Source organism: Yersinia sp. 1252 StPb PI (genome assembly GCF_048593885.1).
Taxonomy (GTDB): Bacteria; Pseudomonadota; Gammaproteobacteria; order Enterobacterales; family Enterobacteriaceae; genus Yersinia; species Yersinia enterocolitica_E.
The window spans coordinates 1-17,290 of sequence record NZ_JAZGQE010000042.1; the positions used below are offsets into that span (position 1 = coordinate 1).

Here is a 17,290-nt window from a genome sequence, read left to right on the forward strand (position 1 = left end):
ATAGATAAGTAATAAAGTCAATTAATCCTCAAATACGATCACTAAAATTGATTGCAGATAGTGTTTTTTTACTGCTATTTTGGATGTTTGTCACATAACAACTGCTCATTTTGTAGGTAGAAAACAGCATCCCCAAAATCTACCTTACCCCCCATAACCAGCGCCCGCAATTCCCACAACTCCGGCTCTATGCCGATTTTTCGTAGGAAACTCAGCACCTGATCTGCTAACTCACCGACCGGCTGATACTGAGCCGCTATGTCTGCTTTTTTCACCTGGCTATTATCAGGCACTTTTCTATCTTGATTACCTTCATTGCGGATACGTTCGGCTAGCTGTCGCCGTTCCTTATGGCCCATATCCTCAAAAAGCTGGCTGGTTTGCTGGTGATAACGTTTTATCTGTTTAGTCGTGGAGTTTTTTGGTAATTTTGGATAACTAAATTCTGCGCCTGGCGGGGTGCTTTCAACCGATTTTGCCGGTTGAGTATCGCTACCGCGTACAGTTATTGACAGAACTCCAAGGGGCGGCGGGCCGCCCTGAACGTCAACAGAAAAATCCGCGTCAGCTTTGATTTTAGGAACAATCTTGTAAGTGGTGGTGCGGGTATAGATAATTGAATTAGAACCTGATTCGGGAGCAAAGACGCCAGTGATCCGGCTGACGTTATCCCCGTAATTGTTGCCATTCTCGGTGATGTCGTAATTGAGCCTAACGCGCAAATCTTTGCGGGCGACTAATGGGCCGCCTTGTGCGAGGGTGTAACCCGCCCAATTGCCTTCATCAGCGGCAACCTGCGCCGGTGATATCTCTGGGAATAAACGCAGCTCCTTATCCCGCAGACGGCGTAATTCACGGTATACCGTGACCGGCGCACCACCTATTTATCTTCTCCCTGTAGCGCAATGGTCGCGTTGAAATCGCCTGAATCCAATAACTGTTCCGCTTTTTCAATCAATAGTTGATGAGTGTTCCGCAATAGTTGTAAGTGTGAACGGCGACCACGGCCAGCTTCTGACTGCCATAAAACCCGCCAGCCTGTTGCATTTTAACCAGCAATGTCCGCATATGGCGCTTAGTGCAGCTAAGCTTGTCGGCTAATTCTTGCAGTGTAATCGTAACCTGTTGCACCCCAACCACGCCCAGTAAGCGTAAATATTGTTGCTCAAGACGTCGACTGACCATAAAAGAGGATCTCTATTGAATGAATCTCAGCAGTTTTTAATATCACCTTTTTAGCTGATAATTTTAGTACAGCAAGGGCTTATCGCCCACCGTCCTTCGGCATGAAAAGCTTGTGCGGGCAGGGCGTAATGACTATTTAAGGTGAGAAGATGACCCGGTATTTAAATAAAGACACCCAAGTGTGTATTTCTCTGGCGGCCAGACCCAGTAACTTTGGTACCCGTTTTCACAACTTTTTGTATGATGCCTTAGACCTCGATTATCTGTATAAGGCTTTTACCACCACTGATCTTGTTGCCGCCATCGGTGGTGTGCGGGCGCTGGGGTTTCGTGGTTGTGCCATCTCAATGCCCTTTAAAGAGGCGGTGATTCCGCTGGTGGATGAGATGGACCCATCAGCTAAAGCTATTAACTCAGTAAATACTCTGGTCAATACCGCAGGCTACCTTAAGGCGTACAACACCGACTATATCGCCATCGCCATGTTGCTTGCGACATATCAGGTGTCATCAAAGCAGGTTTTTGCTTTACGTGGCAGTGGTGGCATGGCAAAAGCAGTGGCTTTTGCATTAAAAAATGCAGGTTTTAAGCAGGGTTATATCATTGCGACAAATGAAGTGACAGGTAAGCAGTTAGCGGATCAATCAGGTTATATTTATCGCCCTGATATGCAGGACGTTCGGGCTAATGTGTTGATTAATGCTACCCCGGTGGGGATGTCGGGGGGGAAGGATGCCGATGCTCTGGCATTTACTCAGGGTGAAATAGATAGTGCGGATATCATTTTTGATGTGGTGGCACTGCCGGCAGTCACCCCACTTATCCGTTACGCTAAAGCACAGCAGAAAACCGTTATTACTGGCGCAGAAGTATTTGCTATTCAGGCGGTTGAGCAATTTGTGCTGTATACGGGGATTCGCCCAGAGCCCGCTTTGTTTGAAAAAGCGGCGGCTTATGCCAGAGGCTGATTATTGAGGTTGAAATCAATAGAATTTGTCGCTCATACTACGCATTCTCCGTTTTATAATGATAAAGGAAATGCGTAATGGCCGAAGAAACGATTTTCAGCAAAATTATCCGCCGTGAAATTCCTGCCGACGTGGTCTACCAGGATGAGCTGGTGACGGCGTTTCGTGATATTGCCCCACAGGCACCCACCCATATCTTAATCATTCCCAACATTCTTATTCCAACTGTGAATGATGTCACCGCAGAACATGAAGCCACACTGGGTCGTATGATTACCGTAGCGGCTAAACTTGCACAACAAGAAGGCATTGCCGAAGAGGGCTATCGCCTGATCATCAACTGTAACCAACATGCCGGGCAAGTGGTCTATCATATTCATATGCACCTGGTTGGTGGTCGTGATCTGGGTTCATTGTTGTCACATAAATAATGATGCTGCATCAATAGCGACATAATGATTGAGTCTAAATGAGGTAAGCCTATGCGCCGTGTTAAGGCGTTTTTATTACCGGTGATGGTGTCGGCGTGTATCGCGACATTATTGGGGTGCAGCAACCCGAAAGGGATTGCAGTAAATAAACAGCAAACCGTGGTAATGGATTCGTCGGTTCTGACGGCAGGTATTTTGGCTTCTCAACCCACAGTATCACTCTCTTCTGGCAATAATGTTGCGCGTTCAGTTATCACGAATAGCCAGAATAAGCCGGTAAGAATCAACTACCGTTTTTATTGGTATGATACCCAGGGCTTAGATGTGCCGCCGCTGGAAGCGCCGCGTTTTGTGATGATAGCACCAGGGGACGATGTCACTATTCAGTCAGTTAATAATAATTTTAATGCGCGCAGTGCACGCCTTCATTTATTTTTATAACCGATTGATTTTCACAATTGGAGTAGGGCAATGAAAAGGTATTTATTTGTGGTTTTGGCAGCGTTAGTGCTGACCGGTTGTCCGTCCCGGACGCCTGTTGCACCAACGACACCGCCCGTCACCATTGAACCGGTAACACCCCCTGTCGTTGAGACACCTCCGCCGGTAGACACCGTGCCGCAGCCACCGAAAGTGCAATCTATCGATTGGGCTATCAGTGTCGAGCCGTTGGTGGCGAAAATGGTGAATAACAACGAAGTGGCGAATGGCAGCATTCTGCTATTGGATAGCGTTAAAAACAACACCAATGGTGCATTGCAAACGGCGAAAGCCACCGCCGCATTACATCAAGTGCTAGCGGCGAATAAAAAGTTTGTTTTGATCTCGCCGCAACAATTAGCCGTTGCTAAGCAAACGCTGGGGCTTTCGGAAGAAGATAGCCTGGGGTCGCGCAGCAAAGCGATTGGTTTGGCCCGCTATGTCGGCGCTCAATATGTGCTGTACAGCGATGTGAGTGGTGATGTGAAGTCGCCAACCATTGAAATGCAATTGATGCAGGCACAATCAGGCGAAATCATTTGGTCAGGTAATGGCCCGGTTCAGCGCTGATCTCTCTCTGTATGCATTCATTGACAGCATAAATCCGGCGATGAAAATCGCCGATTATCACTTTAGTCCGGTCGCGGGGCTAACCGGTGAAAGCTGGCGTATTACAGCACCCAATATTGACTGGTTGGCACGTCAACAATCACTAGCCAAACGTCAGTTGGGGGTGAATCGGCGGCGGGAACGAAAACTGTTACGACACGTGGCAAATCAGCATTTCTCACCGGCCATTATTGCCGCCGATCAGCACTGGTTAGTGGTTAATTGGCTTGAAGGTGACGTTGTCACTAATGAGCAATTTATTGAATTATCAGATAATGGGCAGTTGCCACAGTTATTGGCCCGCCTGCATCATCTGCCCATCAGCGGCTACCGTCTCGACTTGCGCCGTCAGTTAACCCGCTATGGGCAATTGATTGACTCAACGCGCCGCTCACCTGCCTGGTTGCGCCGCCAACATGATTTTCTGCGCCGCCCGCTACCGCAGCCTATTAAGTTGGCGCCGTTGCATATGGATGTCCATCCCGGCAATGTGTTAATGACCCCAACCGGGCTGAAACTGATTGATTGGGAATATGCTGCCGATGGGGATATCGCATTGGATATTGCGGCGCTGTTTCGCAGCAATAACTGGTTATTGCCACAACAACATGCCTTTTTACAGCACTACTGCGCGAGTGAGCAGGGATACCCTGACATCAAACGCTTATCACAGCAGATACAGCGCTGGTTACCGTGGATTGATTACCTGATGCTGATGTGGTTTGAGGTGCGCTGGCAGCAAACGGGTGATGAGACATTTTTACAATGGGCGTCGCCACTGCGCCAGCGGTTTAATTTATCGTTTTAATTCGTAGCGTTACCCAAAGAAATCGGCGTAGCAGCCAGGCAAATCGACCCCCTGTGGCGATCCCGTCCGAGGGGTATTTTATTGAATGAAGTGAGGTTGTTGTGGGACCAGTAATGTTAGACGTCGCCAGCTATGAGCTGGATGCTGAAGAGCGTGAGATTTTAAAACACCCACTGGTGGGCGGTCTGATTTTGTTCAGCCGTAACTTTCATGATGCGGAACAGTTGCGTGAGCTGGTTCGTCAAATCAGGGCGGCCTCTCGTGAGCGTCTGGTGGTGGCCGTTGACCAGGAAGGGGGCCGGGTGCAGCGTTTTCGTGATGGCTTTACTCGCCTGCCTGCGGCCCAGTCGTTTGCCGCTATTAATGATGCAACTACGGCAGCTAAGCTGGCGCAAGAGGCCGGTTGGCTGATGGCGGCCGAGATGATAGCGATGGATATCGATATCAGTTTTGCGCCGGTACTGGATATCGGCCATGTTAGCGCCGCTATTGGTGAGCGCTCTTTCCACAGCGAGCCACAACAGGCTCTGGCAATGGCGGAATGCTTTATCCGAGGCATGACTAGTGCCGGGATGAAGACCACCGGTAAGCATTTCCCCGGTCATGGTGCGGTCACCGCCGACTCCCATAAGGAGACGCCACATGATAATCGACCACTGGCAGAAATCCGCACTCATGATATGGTTATATTTCGCGAGTTGATCGAGCGGCGACTGCTGGATGCCATCATGCCTGCTCACGTGATTTATACTGAAGCTGATGCGCGCCCGGCCAGCGGCTCGGCGTATTGGCTCCAGCAGATATTGCGCCAGGAATTAGGTTTTGATGGCATTATCTTCTCAGATGATTTATCGATGGAAGGTGCTGCGATAATGGGCAGTTACGCCGAGCGCGGGCAGGCTTCGCTGGATGCCGGTTGCGATATGATTTTGGTGTGTAATAACCGCCAGGGTGCCATCAGCGTGCTAGATAACCTGTCTCCGGTCAAAGCGGATCAGGTTGCGCGCTTGTATCATTCTGGGCAGTTTGAGCGTCAATCATTGATGGGGTCATCACGCTGGCAACAGGCGAATAAGGCATTAACTGCACTCAGCGAACGTTGGGATGCACATAAGAGCCAATTGAAATAAGTTAATACTCTAAATAATTCGAGTTGCAGCGGCCTCAACGAGGTGAGGCTCACGGATGGGCCGAGTAGTGAGTGTAGCCAACGCACATGCAGCTTGACGTATGACAAGTATAAGTCGCGAGGATAAATATGATCGTCTATTTACATGGTTTTGATTCCAATAGCCCTGGTAATCACGAGAAAGTCCTGCAACTGCAATTTATCGATCCAGATGTGCGTTTTATCAGTTACAGCACCTTGCATCCTCGACATGATATGCAGCATTTACTGAAAGAAGTGGATAAAGCCATTCAGCAGGGCGGTGATGTCAAACCACTGATTTGTGGTGTTGGTTTAGGCGGGTTTTGGGCCGAGCGCATTGGTTTCCTGTGCGGTATCCGCCAGGTTGCTTTCAACCCGAATCTGTATCCGCAGGACAATATGGGCGGTAAAATCGACCGCCCAGAAGAGTATGTTGATATCGCCAGCAAGTGTATTAATGACTTTCGCGAGAAAAATCGCGATCGTTGCCTGGTGGTGTTGTCTCGTCATGATGAAATGCTTGATAGCCAGCGAACTGCGGGTGACCTACATCCTTATTATGAAATTGTTTGGGACGAGAAACAAAACCACAAGTTTAAGGATCTTTCACCCCATCTTCAGCGCATTAAAGCCTTTAAAACTCTTGGCTAGCGTAAAGTGACTGCTGAGCTTAAAACAGTCGGTTTGTTAAAGATTGGTTAATTGTAAAGCCTATAACGTTCTGCTAACCGGTTTGGGAAAGGGAGTTTAAATCCTTTATCCAGGCCGTTTTGTTGCTTAAAAACGGCAAAATAAGATTTTTCCTCGCTGCAAATAGAAAAATTCTAAACTGTGACTAAACGCTAACTATTTGAATCCTATTCCAGAAAGATTCCCTATGCTGTCACTTTAATCAAAAAAAGTTGATATATATCAATTTTGGTATGACCAAATAACCCTGCATGATATTCTGGCTACAGATTATTGATTTAGCATCAGCGAACCCTATGTTATCTAAGGATATTATTCTTTTACCCTTAGCTAACAATTGGTTCACATTTAGGGGGTCATTTTGACAACGCCGAAGAAGAAAATCGTTATTATTGGTGGTGGTGCCGGCGGTCTTGAGCTGGCGACGAGTCTGGGCCATAAGCTGGGCCGCAGCAAGAAAGCGGATATCGTTCTGGTTGATCGCAACCACAGCCATCTGTGGAAACCGCTGTTACACGAAGTAGCCACGGGTTCTCTTGATGATGGCGTCGATGCGTTGAGCTATCTGGCTCATGCGCGTAACCACCACTTTAACTTCCAGTTAGGTTCCTTAACTGACATTAACCGTGAAACCAAAACCCTCAGTTTGGCTGAGATTTGCGATGAACACGGTGATGTGCTGGTGACCCAACGTGAATTGACCTATGACATTCTGGTCATGGCCTTAGGCAGTACCTCTAACGATTTTGGTACGCCAGGCGTAAAAGAGAACTGCATTTTCCTTGATAACCCGCATCAGGCACACCGTTTCCATAATGAAATGCTGAACCTGTTCCTGAAATATTCAGCGCAACCGGGTGAAAAAGGGAAAGTTAACATTGCGATCGTTGGTGGGGGGGCTACCGGTGTGGAACTCTCTGCAGAACTGCACAATGCGGTGAAACAACTGCATAGCTACGGTTTTGAGGGCTTGGACAATCAAGCACTGAATGTGACGCTGGTGGAAGCTGGCGAGCGGATTCTACCCGCATTACCCCCGCGCATTTCAGCGGCCGCGCATCAGGAATTGATTAAACTCGGCGTGCGCGTGCTGACCAAAACCATGGTGACCAGTGCGGACGAAAAAGGTCTGAACACCAAAGAGGGTGAGTTTATTAACGCTGACCTGATGGTGTGGGCGGCGGGGATCAAAGCACCGGACTTTATGAAAGATATCGCTGGGCTGGAAACCAACCGTATTAATCAATTGGTGGTGGAACCAACACTGCAAACGACGCGTGATGCGAATATCTTTGCTATTGGTGACTGTGCTTCTTGCCCGCAGGCAAGTGGCGGTTTTGTTCCCCCGCGCGCGCAGTCGGCTCACCAGATGGCCAGCCGTTGCTACAGCAATATTCTGGCGTTGCTTAATGAGCAGCCGTTGAAGCCGTATATCTATAAAGACCACGGTTCACTGGTTTCTCTGTCGAAGTTCAGCACTGTGGGTAGCCTAATGGGCAACCTGATGCGCGGTTCAATGATGGTCGAAGGGCGTGTTGCTCGTGTGGTGTATATCTCACTGTATCGTATGCACCAGGTGGCATTACATGGTTATACCAAGACTGGCCTGATGATGCTGGTGGGTGGGATTAATCGGGTTATTCGCCCGCGCTTGAAGTTACACTAATCGCCTTCTCACTTAAACAAACCGCTGCCGTTAATAAAAGGTGGCGGTTTTTGTTTGCTCAATCTCAGGCACTTAACACTAAAAGTGTTCGCCCGTAATGTAAAATTTGCAGCATAAAATTTCGCAGTCGCAAATACCCACAGTCGGATTCCTCCTAAACATATTCATTTACACCTATTATCTGGGTTTTTAGTCCATTTGTCTTATTGCTAGCTCAAACGACTTTGTGCAGACTCCATGGTGTTTACAGACGGCGAGTCACGCACGCCGTATTCCGCTAATCAGAGACAGCCTTTGGTGTCGGAAACTGTCAGATTTTCTGTTTTTACGCTGGAATTCTGGGGCAGAAGATGCGTGGTAACACTTTCAGGAGGATTTCCTGTGAACAAATCAATGTTAGCAGGCGTGGGTATCGGTATTGCGGCCGCTCTGGGAATTGCCGCAGTTGCGAGTATGAATGTTTTCTCTGGCGCGCCGCAATATGCACAAGTTATTGCGGCGACACCGATTAAAGAGACGGTCAAAACGCCTCGACAGGAATGTCGTAATGTAACGGTCACTCACCGTAAACCAGTGCAAGATGAGAATCAGATTGCAGGATCAGTGTTAGGTGCTGTAGCGGGTGGGGTTCTGGGACATCAGGTTGGGGGCGGGCGAGGTAAGGATATCGCTACTGTTGCCGGTGCATTGGCTGGCGGATATGCCGGTAACCGTGTGCAAAGTAATATGCAAGAAAGTGATACCTATACCACCACTCAACAGCGTTGCCAGACTGTCTATGACAAGTCACAAAAAATGCTGGGATATGACGTAACCTACAAAATTGGTGATCAGCAGGGAAAAATTCGTATGGATCGTGATCCAGGTACGCAGATCCCGATCGATAAAAATGGTCAACTAATACTGAACGACCGAGCATAATACAAAATCTGTTGTCCAAGACCTGGTACCAAGAACCCGCGATTTAGTGCTAATTCTGATCGTTTAAACAGAACATGTTTTTGCCGCAAACCCGGCAAAAATTTAAGCGAGTGGCATTAGCATTAACGCGGGTCTCTCATTGCTGAGAAACCCGCATTAACTCGCTGATTAACCTACCCGATGCTGTGCAAAGGCGGCCAACAACTCACTGATAAATTTCAGTCGCTGTGAACGATCAGTTAAATCCTGCATAAACTTCAACTTGGTTGGCCCTTCCAGGCGGTATATCTGTGGCTGGCGCTGTAATAGCCCAATCAGATAGACAGGATCGACTTTGTTCTTATCACTAAATTCAATAAAGCCACCGCGCTCATTACCTTCAATTCGTTTGATGCCCAATTTTTGTGCCTGCTGGCGTAACTCTGCGGTGTGCAACAGATAACGTGCTGGATCGGGCAGTTTGCCAAAACGATCGATTAACTCCACTTTTAGCTCATCAAGTTCCGTCTCATTGCGGGCACTGGCGATACGCTTATAGAATGAAAGCCGAACATTCACATCTGGAATGAAATCTTCTGGCAGCAGCACCGGTATGCGCAATTCAATTTCAGTTTGATTGCTGGTCAAATCTTCCAGAGATGGCTCTCTGCCTTCTTTCAAAGCATCAACCGCGCTTTCCAGCAGCTCCATATAGAGTGAGAAGCCAATGGTGGTCATCTGGCCGCTTTGGTCTTCACCTAACAGTTCACCCGCGCCGCGAATCTCCAGATCATGGGTTGCCAGTGCAAAGCCGGCACCAAGATCTTCCAGTGAGGCAATCGCTTCCAGCCGCTTTTTAGCGTCCGTGGTCATCGCTTTCGGATTCGGCGTCAGTAGGTAAGCATAAGCTTGATGATGTGAACGCCCAACCCGGCCGCGCAATTGGTGTAGCTGCGCCAGGCCAAAGTGATCAGCGCGCTCGATGATAATGGTATTGGCGCTAGGAATATCAATACCTGTTTCGATAATGGTGGTACAGACCAAAACGTTGAAACGCTGATGATGGAAATCATTCATCACCCGCTCCAGATCCCGTTCACGCATCTGGCCGTGACCGATAGCGATGCGTGCCTCAGGAACCAGCTCCGCCAGACGTTGTGTGGCCTTCTCAATATTTTCCACATCGTTGTACAGGTAATAAACCTGCCCACCGCGCAGAACCTCACGCAGGATGGCTTCGCGAATAACCAGGCTGTCGTACTCCCGTACAAAGGTTTTCACTGCCAGGCGCCGCGCCGGTGGGGTGGCAATAATCGACAAGTCGCGCATGCCGCTCATCGCCATATTCAAGGTACGCGGAATCGGTGTGGCTGTTAGGGTCAGAATATCCACATCGGCACGCATCGCTTTGATCCGCTCTTTATGACGAACACCGAAACGATGCTCTTCATCGACAATCAGCAGGCCGAGATCTTGCCAGCGCAGGTCACTTTGCAGCAACTTATGGGTGCCGATAATGATATCGACTTTACCTTCAGCGGCTTGCTCCAGAATCACTTGCTGCTCTTTGGCACTGCGGAAGCGGGACATCATTTCTATCCTGACCGGCCAAGTGGCGAAGCGATCACGGAAGTTATCGAAATGCTGTTGGGCAAGTAGTGTAGTGGGGACCAATACGGCTACTTGCTTATTATTGGCAACCGCGAGGAACGCAGCACGCATTGCCACTTCGGTTTTACCGAAACCAACATCGCCACATACCAGGCGATCCATCGCCAGCGGCCGACACATATCGCTGAGAACCGCATTAATGGCCTGTTCCTGATCTGGCGTGGTTTCAAACGGGAAGCTTTGGCAAAATAACTGGTATTGCTCGTGGTCATGTTTGAATTTAAAGCCAGACTTGGCGGCGCGCTGGGCATAGATATCCAGCAGTTCGGCTGCCACGTCTCGCACTTTCTCGGCCGCTTTTTGTCGTGCCCGCCCCCAGGCTTCTCCGCCCAGTTTATGCAGTGGCGCATTTTCATCAGCACCGCCGGAATAACGGCTAATCAGATGCAAAGATGAGACTGGCACATACAACTTATCTTCACCGGCGTAGGTCAGTATCAGGTATTCAGCTTTGATGCCGCCAGCTTCGAGCGTGGTTAAGCCCAGATAGCGGCCCACGCCATGTTCCAGATGAACCACTGGCTGGCCGGGGCGCAGCTCGGCCAGGTTGCGGATTAGGGTATCGGTATTGATGGTACGCCGATTATCCTGCCGACGGCGGCTGACGCGCTCGCCAAGTAGGTCACTTTCACAAATCAGCGCTAATTGTTTATCGGTATCGAGGAAGCCGCGTTCACTGGCGCCGATCATCAGATAATGACCGGGAGCCGCCACTGGTGGTAACGCTGTAATCAGGCTCGGGCTGATTTTTATCCGGGCCAACAGGTCTTGTAGCGTTTCTCGTCGGCCTTCGCTTTCGACTGAAAACACGATGCTGCCACTGAATGTTTCGATAAAGCGGCGCAGGTTATCCAATGGCGCTTTTTGCTGTGCTTGCACAGCCACATCAGGCAGGGGCTGATAGTGCAAATTGGTATTGGCAGCTTTAGTCGGCAGTGGATCTGTCTTGAACTGGAGCCGAGGCCACTTTTTTAGCTCAGTGAACAGCGAATCAACCCGTAACCAGAGCGTATCGGGTGCCAGCAATGGGCGCATTGGGTCAACACGGCGGCTTTCAAAGCGCTGATTCACATCTAGCCAGAAACGCTCAGCGGAACCCTCCAGATCGCCGGTATTCACCAATAAGGTATTTTCAGGTAAATAACTGAACAGTGAGGGCAACGGTTGGCTAAAGAACAAGGGTTGCCAATATTCGATACCCGCAGGCCAGATGCCTTTACTCACTTGCTGATAGATGTGTTCAGCGTCGCGGCGAACTTCAAATTGTTCACGCCATTGGCTACGGAATAACTCGATTGCGGTTTTGTCTATCGGAAATTCATGCGCAGGCAGGAGGTTTATCTGTTCAACTTCAGACAGCGTGCGCTGCGAATCAACATCAAACACGCGCAGACTGTCAATGTCATCATCAAAGAAATCAATTCGATACGGCTCTTCGCTGCCCATTGGATACAAATCAAGCAATGCCCCACGGGTCGCAAATTCACCATGTTCCATTACCTGATCAACACTGCGGTATCCTGCCTGCTCAAGTTGCGCGCGTAGTTTATCACGCGACAGATGCTGGCCTTTTTTCATCACCAACGCATGGCCGTGTAGGAATTCATGCGGGCATACGCGTTGCATCAGGGTATTAATCGGGAGAATAATAACACCGCGATCCATCGTGGGCAGATGATACAAACACGAAAGGCGCGCTGAAATAATATCCTGATGCGGCGAGAAACTGTCGTAAGGCAGTGTTTCCCAATCGGATAGGGTGCTTACTGGGCGGAGTGAGAATTGTTGCACCTCATCACGCAGGCGCAGGGCCGTTTGCATGTCAGGGGTAATTAACATTACCGGGCCATCATGGCGCTCAATGATTTCCGCACATTCCACCGCGCAGGCTGAGCCAGTCAACTGACCTAATTGACGGGTATCACCAGGCCGCTGCGGCAATGAATAACGATATTGTTGGGACATAAGCAGTTAAACAGTCTCTTAGTTTGTATACCCGCCGCCCTTCAAGAGGCAGAGGTGTTGGCTGCCCTTGCTCACCCCAATCACTTAGTTATCTAAGCGCTTGAGTATTAATGAGCCTTCACCCTATGGGCTAGCATAAATGCTATTCAAATCGGTTGCTTACCGACTTTTTACTTGGGTGCCGCCTACCGGCATGACCAAGTAACAGGGATAGCGTTAACCCATGTTGCCGTTCAGCAGGACAGTATCAGCACAACAGATGACAAATTATCTCGGCGGCTATCCTAGCACGTGAGGGGGCATAGCCACAGACTGGCACCCTGATTTGGAATAAAAGCCAGAGATATATCCAATAGATCTCAAGATGCAGGAAGGCGGCAAGCGAGAAATCCCGATGAGCTTACTAAAGTAAGTGATTCGGGTAAACGAGCGCGGCCAACACACCTGTAACTTGAAATATGAAGGATATAGGCGGTTAATGGTTCCATAAAGGCGTAGTACCCTTTATTATCCTCGATCACTTTGCTTTAGCAACAGGATCTAAACAGATTTCATGTATCAACCTGTCGCACTATTTATTGGTCTGCGTTACATGCGCGGGCGTGCATCTGATCGCTTCGGTCGGTTTGTCTCATGGCTTTCTACTATTGGCATCACGCTTGGCGTGATGGCGCTGATCACGGTACTGTCGGTGATGAATGGTTTTGAGCGTGATTTGCAGAATAATATTTTGGGGCTGATGCCGCAGGCGCTGATTACCACGCCACAAGGTTCTCTCGACCCGAACAAAATCCCCGCCTCAGCATTGAAATCACTGGCTGGTGTTACCGATATTGTGCCGCTGACCACTGCTGATGTGGTGTTGCAGAGTGCACGTAATTTGGCGGCAGGTGTGATGCTGGGTGTTGATCCCGAGCGTCATGAACCACTGGCCGATTATTTGGTTAACGTGCACCTGAAGGATTTACAGCCGGGGAGTTACAATATTATCCTGGGCGAAAAACTGGCGGGCCAGTTGGGTGTTAAACGTGGTGAAACATTGCGTTTGATGGTCCCTAGTGCCAGTCAGTTCACGCCAATGGGGCGCATTCCTAGCCAGCGGCTGTTTAATATCATTGGAACATTCGCCGCAGACAGTGAGGTGGATGGCTACCAAATGCTGGTTAATCAGCAGGATGCATCACGTCTGATGCGTTATCCCGCGGGCAATATTACCGGCTGGCGTCTATTCCTTGCACAACCGCTGTCTGTTGATAGCCTGAGCCAACAGGTGTTGCCAGAAGGCACGGTATGGAAAGATTGGCGTGAGCGTAAAGGTGAGCTGTTCCAGGCGGTGCGTATGGAAAAAAATATGATGGGGTTGCTACTTAGCCTGATTATTGCCGTCGCAGCCTTCAATATTATTACCTCACTGGGTCTGTTAGTGATGGAAAAACAAGGCGAAGTGGCCATTTTGCAAACTCAAGGATTGAGCCGCCGTCAAATTATGCTGGTCTTTATGGTGCAGGGGGCTACCGCTGGGGTAATTGGCGCGTTACTTGGTGCCGGGCTGGGTATTTTACTCGCCAGCCAATTGAACACGATTATCCCGATTCTCGGTTTATTGATTGATGGTGCCACCTTGCCGGTGGAAATTAACCCGGTACAGGTCTCCGTGATTGCTCTGTTGGCGATGGCGATTGCCTTGTTGTCCACGCTTTATCCTTCCTGGCGCGCTGCCGCCGCACAACCTGCCGAGGCTTTACGCTATGAGTAACCATCCATTATTACAGTGTTTAGATTTGTGCAAACGCTATCAGGAAGGGCAATTGCACACTGACGTATTGCGTAATGTGTCGTTCACTATCGAAGCTGGTGAGCTGATGGCGATTGTCGGCAGTTCCGGTTCAGGTAAAAGTACCTTATTGCATCTGTTGGGTGGTCTGGATTCCCCAACCTCCGGCGAGGTTATTTATCAGGGCCGTTCACTGAATCAGCTCTCTTCCACCGCGAAAGCGGAATTACGTAACCGAGAGTTAGGTTTTATCTATCAATTCCACCATTTACTGCCTGATTTTACCGCATTGGAGAATGTCGCAATGCCACTGTTAATCGGTGGAGCCAAACCCGCAGAGGCGCAGGATAAAGCCCGGGCGATGTTGACCGCGGTAGGGTTGGAAAAACGGAGCAAACATCGGCCGTCTGAGTTGTCTGGTGGTGAGCGTCAGCGGGTGGCGATTGCCCGTTCGCTGGTGAACAACCCGTCACTGGTTTTGGCAGATGAACCGACCGGTAACCTAGACCAACGTAATGCTGACAGCATCTTTAATCTGTTAGGTGAATTGAATGTTCGCCAGGGGACGGCATTTTTAGTGGTAACCCACGATTTGCAGTTAGCAAAACGTATGAGCCGCCAGTTGGAAATGCGCGATGGCCAGCTACAGCAACACTTGACACTGGTGGGGGCTGAGTAATGGGTGTGTCGCCACTTTCACTCTTAATCGGCTTACGGTTTAGCCGTGGCCGCCGTCGTGGCGGTATGGTGTCATTAATTTCAGTGATATCTACCTTGGGTATCGCCTTGGGTGTTGCAGTATTGATCGTGGGTCTAAGTGCGATGAATGGCTTCGAACGTGAGCTGAAAGATCGCATTTTGGCCGTGGTACCACACGGCGAAATTGCGGTGGTTAATCAGCCGTTCAGTGGCTGGCCGCAAACCCTGCAACGCATTGAAAAAGTGCCCGGTATCGTAGCGGCCGCCCCTTATATCAATTTCACCGGCCTGATTGAAAATGCCACACAACTGCGTGCAGTTCAGGTTAAAGGTGTTGATCCGCAGGCAGAACAGCGCCTTAGCGCATTACCCAGCTTTGTGCTTGATCATGCTTGGGATAATTTCAAAGCGGGTCAGCAGCAGATTATTTTAGGTAAAGGTCTGGCTGACGCATTAGGTGTGAAACAGGGGTCATGGCTGACAGTAATGATCCCGAATAGTGATCCTGAAATGAAACTGCTGCAACCTAAGCGTATTCGCTTACAGGTCGCCGGTGTTTTTCAGCTCAGTGGCCAGTTGGATCACAGTCTGGCACTGGTTCCTTTAGCTGATGCCCAGCAATATTTGGAAATGGGTGACAGTGTCACTGGTATAGCCATCAAGGTCAATGATGTATACAACGCGAACAAACTGGTGCGAAGTGCCGGTGAAGTGAGCAATGCGTATGTTTATATCAGCAGTTGGATTGGCACTTATGGCTATATGTACCGCGATATCCAGATGATTCGTACCATCATGTACTTGGCCATGGTGCTGGTGATAGGTGTTGCCAGTTTTAATATTGTGTCCACCCTGGTTATGGCTGTTAAAGATAAAAGTAGCGATATAGCCGTGTTACGCACATTAGGGGCCAAAGATGGTCTGATCCGTGCAATCTTTATCTGGTATGGCTTATTAGCCGGACTTATCGGCAGTATCAGCGGGGTGATAGTGGGGGTGATTGTCTCGATGCAATTGACCAACATTATCCGTGGGCTGGAGCGGCTGATTGGTCATCAATTCTTGTCTGGCGATATCTATTTCATTGATTTCCTGCCGTCAGAATTGCACTGGTTTGATGTGGCCTGCGTATTAGCCACCGCGCTGGTGCTGAGTTTAATTGCCAGTTGGTATCCTGCACGTCGCGCAAGTCGTATTGATCCGGCTCGGGTATTAAGCGGGCAATAATTACCCCCGTTATACTTCAAGCCGCATCTGCATTGGCTGCTTTCGTTTACCCCCAGTCACTTGCTTCAGTAAGCGCCTGGGACTTATTCAGTTGCCGTCTTCCTACAGCTCGAATTATTTAGGGTATATAAGGACAATTCTATGTATTACGGTTTTGATATGGGCGGCACCAAGATTGAGTTAGGCGTTTTTGATGCCAATCTGCAACGAATCTGGCATAAACGAGTCCCAACGCCCCGTGAAGATTATCAGCAGTTACTGCAAACTTTGCGTGATTTAACGCTGGAAGCTGATGCATATTGTGGTGTTAAAGGCAGTGTGGGTATTGGTATTCCCGGTTTACCCAATGCCGATGATGGCACAGTATTTACGGCCAATGTGCCATCGGCCATGGGGCAATTATTGCAGGGTGATCTTTCCCACCTGATTGAGCGTGAAGTTCGAATCGATAACGATGCTAACTGTTTTGCGCTGTCCGAAGCGTGGGATCCTGAATTTCGCACTTATCCAACCGTTCTGGGGCTAATTCTTGGCACCGGAGTTGGCGGTGGCCTGATTGTTAATGGCAGTATTGTTAGCGGGCGGAATCATATTACCGGCGAATTCGGCCACTTTCGGTTACCGGTAGATGCGTTGGATATTTTAGGCGCAGATATTCCGCGCGTACCCTGTGGTTGCGGCCATAACGGTTGCATAGAGAATTATATCTCAGGGCGTGGTTTTGAATGGATGTATAAGCACTTTAACCAACAATCGCTGCCCGCAACTGAGATTATCGCCAACTATAATGCTGGCGAGCCTAAAGCAGTAGCCCATATTGAGCGCTTTATGGATGTGCTGGCGGTATGTTTGGGTAATTTATTGACGATGCTTGATCCACATCTGGTTGTCATTGGTGGCGGGCTATCTAATTTTGACAAGATTTATCAGGAACTACCAAAACGCTTACCCCAGTATTTATTGCGAGTGGCGCGATTGCCACGCATTGAAAAAGCGCGTTATGGTGATGCGGGCGGCGTTCGTGGCGCTGCGTTTCTGCATTTGAGTGAATAATAGTCGTCACAAGC

At 49.3% G+C, this 17,290-nt stretch carries 15 protein-coding genes and 1 pseudogene; 13 read left to right on the plus strand and 3 right to left on the minus strand.

Going from position 1 to position 17,290, the window contains the following annotated elements:
• Positions 1-74: 74 nt before the first annotated feature.
• The gene (locus V2A85_RS08715) at positions 75-722 is read right to left on the minus strand and encodes a hypothetical protein (protein ID WP_420071263.1); all 648 of its coding nucleotides are present in this window, start codon (positions 720-722) and stop codon (positions 75-77) included.
• 161 nt (positions 723-883) lie between these two features.
• Positions 884-1,185, minus strand: a pseudogene (locus V2A85_RS08720) (SgrR family transcriptional regulator); the annotation flags it as partial.
• A 149-nt stretch (positions 1,186-1,334) separates the two neighbouring features.
• Between V2A85_RS08720 and V2A85_RS08725 the strand changes: the two are divergent.
• From V2A85_RS08725 to V2A85_RS08765, 9 genes are all read left to right on the plus strand, one after another.
• Positions 1,335-2,153, plus strand: coding sequence for a shikimate 5-dehydrogenase (locus V2A85_RS08725; RefSeq protein ID WP_420071264.1), 819 nt, complete (start codon positions 1,335-1,337; stop codon positions 2,151-2,153).
• Between the two features lie 77 nt (positions 2,154-2,230).
• The gene (gene hinT / locus V2A85_RS08730) at positions 2,231-2,584 is read left to right on the plus strand and encodes a purine nucleoside phosphoramidase (RefSeq protein WP_372559262.1); all 354 of its coding nucleotides are present in this window, start codon (positions 2,231-2,233) and stop codon (positions 2,582-2,584) included.
• 51 nt (positions 2,585-2,635) lie between these two features.
• Positions 2,636-3,025, plus strand: coding sequence for a YcfL family protein (locus V2A85_RS08735; RefSeq protein ID WP_372559261.1), 390 nt, complete (start codon positions 2,636-2,638; stop codon positions 3,023-3,025).
• A 30-nt stretch (positions 3,026-3,055) separates the two neighbouring features.
• A complete protein-coding gene (lpoB, locus tag V2A85_RS08740) occupies positions 3,056-3,634 on the plus strand; it encodes a penicillin-binding protein activator LpoB (RefSeq protein ID WP_372559260.1) in 579 nt (192 codons plus the stop codon).
• Positions 3,635-3,674: 40 nt separating this feature from the next.
• Positions 3,675-4,481, plus strand: coding sequence for a thiamine kinase (thiK, locus tag V2A85_RS08745; RefSeq protein WP_420071271.1), 807 nt, complete (start codon positions 3,675-3,677; stop codon positions 4,479-4,481).
• A 113-nt stretch (positions 4,482-4,594) separates the two neighbouring features.
• The gene (gene nagZ, locus V2A85_RS08750; RefSeq protein ID WP_372559259.1) at positions 4,595-5,611 is read left to right on the plus strand and encodes a beta-N-acetylhexosaminidase; all 1,017 of its coding nucleotides are present in this window, start codon (positions 4,595-4,597) and stop codon (positions 5,609-5,611) included.
• 128 nt (positions 5,612-5,739) lie between these two features.
• Entirely contained in the window at positions 5,740-6,282 is a 543-nt protein-coding gene (gene ycfP / locus V2A85_RS08755; protein WP_083158536.1) for an alpha/beta hydrolase YcfP, read from the plus strand.
• A 400-nt stretch (positions 6,283-6,682) separates the two neighbouring features.
• Complete coding sequence (locus V2A85_RS08760) at positions 6,683-7,987, plus strand: NAD(P)/FAD-dependent oxidoreductase (protein ID WP_083158537.1); 1,305 nt, start codon at positions 6,683-6,685, stop codon at positions 7,985-7,987.
• Positions 7,988-8,368: 381 nt separating this feature from the next.
• Complete coding sequence (locus V2A85_RS08765) at positions 8,369-8,908, plus strand: glycine zipper 2TM domain-containing protein (RefSeq protein ID WP_372559258.1); 540 nt, start codon at positions 8,369-8,371, stop codon at positions 8,906-8,908.
• Between the two features lie 168 nt (positions 8,909-9,076).
• On the opposite strand, the gene mfd is transcribed toward V2A85_RS08765, so the two are convergent.
• Positions 9,077-12,523: a transcription-repair coupling factor gene (gene mfd / locus V2A85_RS08770; RefSeq protein ID WP_420071265.1), complete on the minus strand. Its 3,447-nt coding sequence runs from the start codon at positions 12,521-12,523 to the stop codon at positions 9,077-9,079.
• A 553-nt stretch (positions 12,524-13,076) separates the two neighbouring features.
• On the opposite strand from mfd, the gene lolC reads away from it, so the two are divergent.
• The 4 genes from lolC (at position 13,077) to nagK (ending at position 17,276) form a co-directional block, all read left to right on the plus strand.
• Entirely contained in the window at positions 13,077-14,279 is a 1,203-nt protein-coding gene (gene lolC / locus V2A85_RS08775) for a lipoprotein-releasing ABC transporter permease subunit LolC (RefSeq protein ID WP_420071266.1), read from the plus strand.
• Positions 14,272-14,976: a lipoprotein-releasing ABC transporter ATP-binding protein LolD gene (gene lolD, locus V2A85_RS08780; protein ID WP_083158541.1), complete on the plus strand. Its 705-nt coding sequence runs from the start codon at positions 14,272-14,274 to the stop codon at positions 14,974-14,976. The genes lolC and lolD overlap by 8 nt, the downstream gene beginning before the upstream one ends.
• The gene (gene lolE, locus V2A85_RS08785; protein ID WP_372559254.1) at positions 14,976-16,223 is read left to right on the plus strand and encodes a lipoprotein-releasing ABC transporter permease subunit LolE; all 1,248 of its coding nucleotides are present in this window, start codon (positions 14,976-14,978) and stop codon (positions 16,221-16,223) included. Before lolD ends, lolE begins: the two co-directional genes overlap by 1 nt.
• A 141-nt stretch (positions 16,224-16,364) precedes the next feature.
• Positions 16,365-17,276: an N-acetylglucosamine kinase gene (gene nagK / locus V2A85_RS08790; RefSeq protein WP_420071267.1), complete on the plus strand. Its 912-nt coding sequence runs from the start codon at positions 16,365-16,367 to the stop codon at positions 17,274-17,276.
• Positions 17,277-17,290 lie beyond the last annotated feature (14 nt).

Excerpts from the sequence above, each read along its gene's own strand:
- lolE (WP_372559254.1), top strand. The coding sequence starts at position 14,976 with ATGGGTGTGTCGCCACTTTCACTCTTAATCGGCTTACGGTTTAGCCGT.
- mfd (WP_420071265.1), bottom strand. The coding sequence starts at position 12,523 with ATGTCCCAACAATATCGTTATTCATTGCCGCAGCGGCCTGGTGATACC.
- thiK (WP_420071271.1), top strand. The coding sequence starts at position 3,675 with ATGAAAATCGCCGATTATCACTTTAGTCCGGTCGCGGGGCTAACCGGT.
- nagZ (WP_372559259.1), top strand. The coding sequence starts at position 4,595 with ATGTTAGACGTCGCCAGCTATGAGCTGGATGCTGAAGAGCGTGAGATT.
- ycfP (WP_083158536.1), top strand. The coding sequence starts at position 5,740 with ATGATCGTCTATTTACATGGTTTTGATTCCAATAGCCCTGGTAATCAC.
- V2A85_RS08735 (WP_372559261.1), top strand. The coding sequence starts at position 2,636 with ATGCGCCGTGTTAAGGCGTTTTTATTACCGGTGATGGTGTCGGCGTGT.
- lolC (WP_420071266.1), top strand. The coding sequence starts at position 13,077 with ATGTATCAACCTGTCGCACTATTTATTGGTCTGCGTTACATGCGCGGG.
- lolD (WP_083158541.1), top strand. The coding sequence starts at position 14,272 with ATGAGTAACCATCCATTATTACAGTGTTTAGATTTGTGCAAACGCTAT.
- nagK (WP_420071267.1), top strand. The coding sequence starts at position 16,365 with ATGTATTACGGTTTTGATATGGGCGGCACCAAGATTGAGTTAGGCGTT.
- hinT (WP_372559262.1), top strand. The coding sequence starts at position 2,231 with ATGGCCGAAGAAACGATTTTCAGCAAAATTATCCGCCGTGAAATTCCT.
- V2A85_RS08725 (WP_420071264.1), top strand. The coding sequence starts at position 1,335 with ATGACCCGGTATTTAAATAAAGACACCCAAGTGTGTATTTCTCTGGCG.
- lpoB (WP_372559260.1), top strand. The coding sequence starts at position 3,056 with ATGAAAAGGTATTTATTTGTGGTTTTGGCAGCGTTAGTGCTGACCGGT.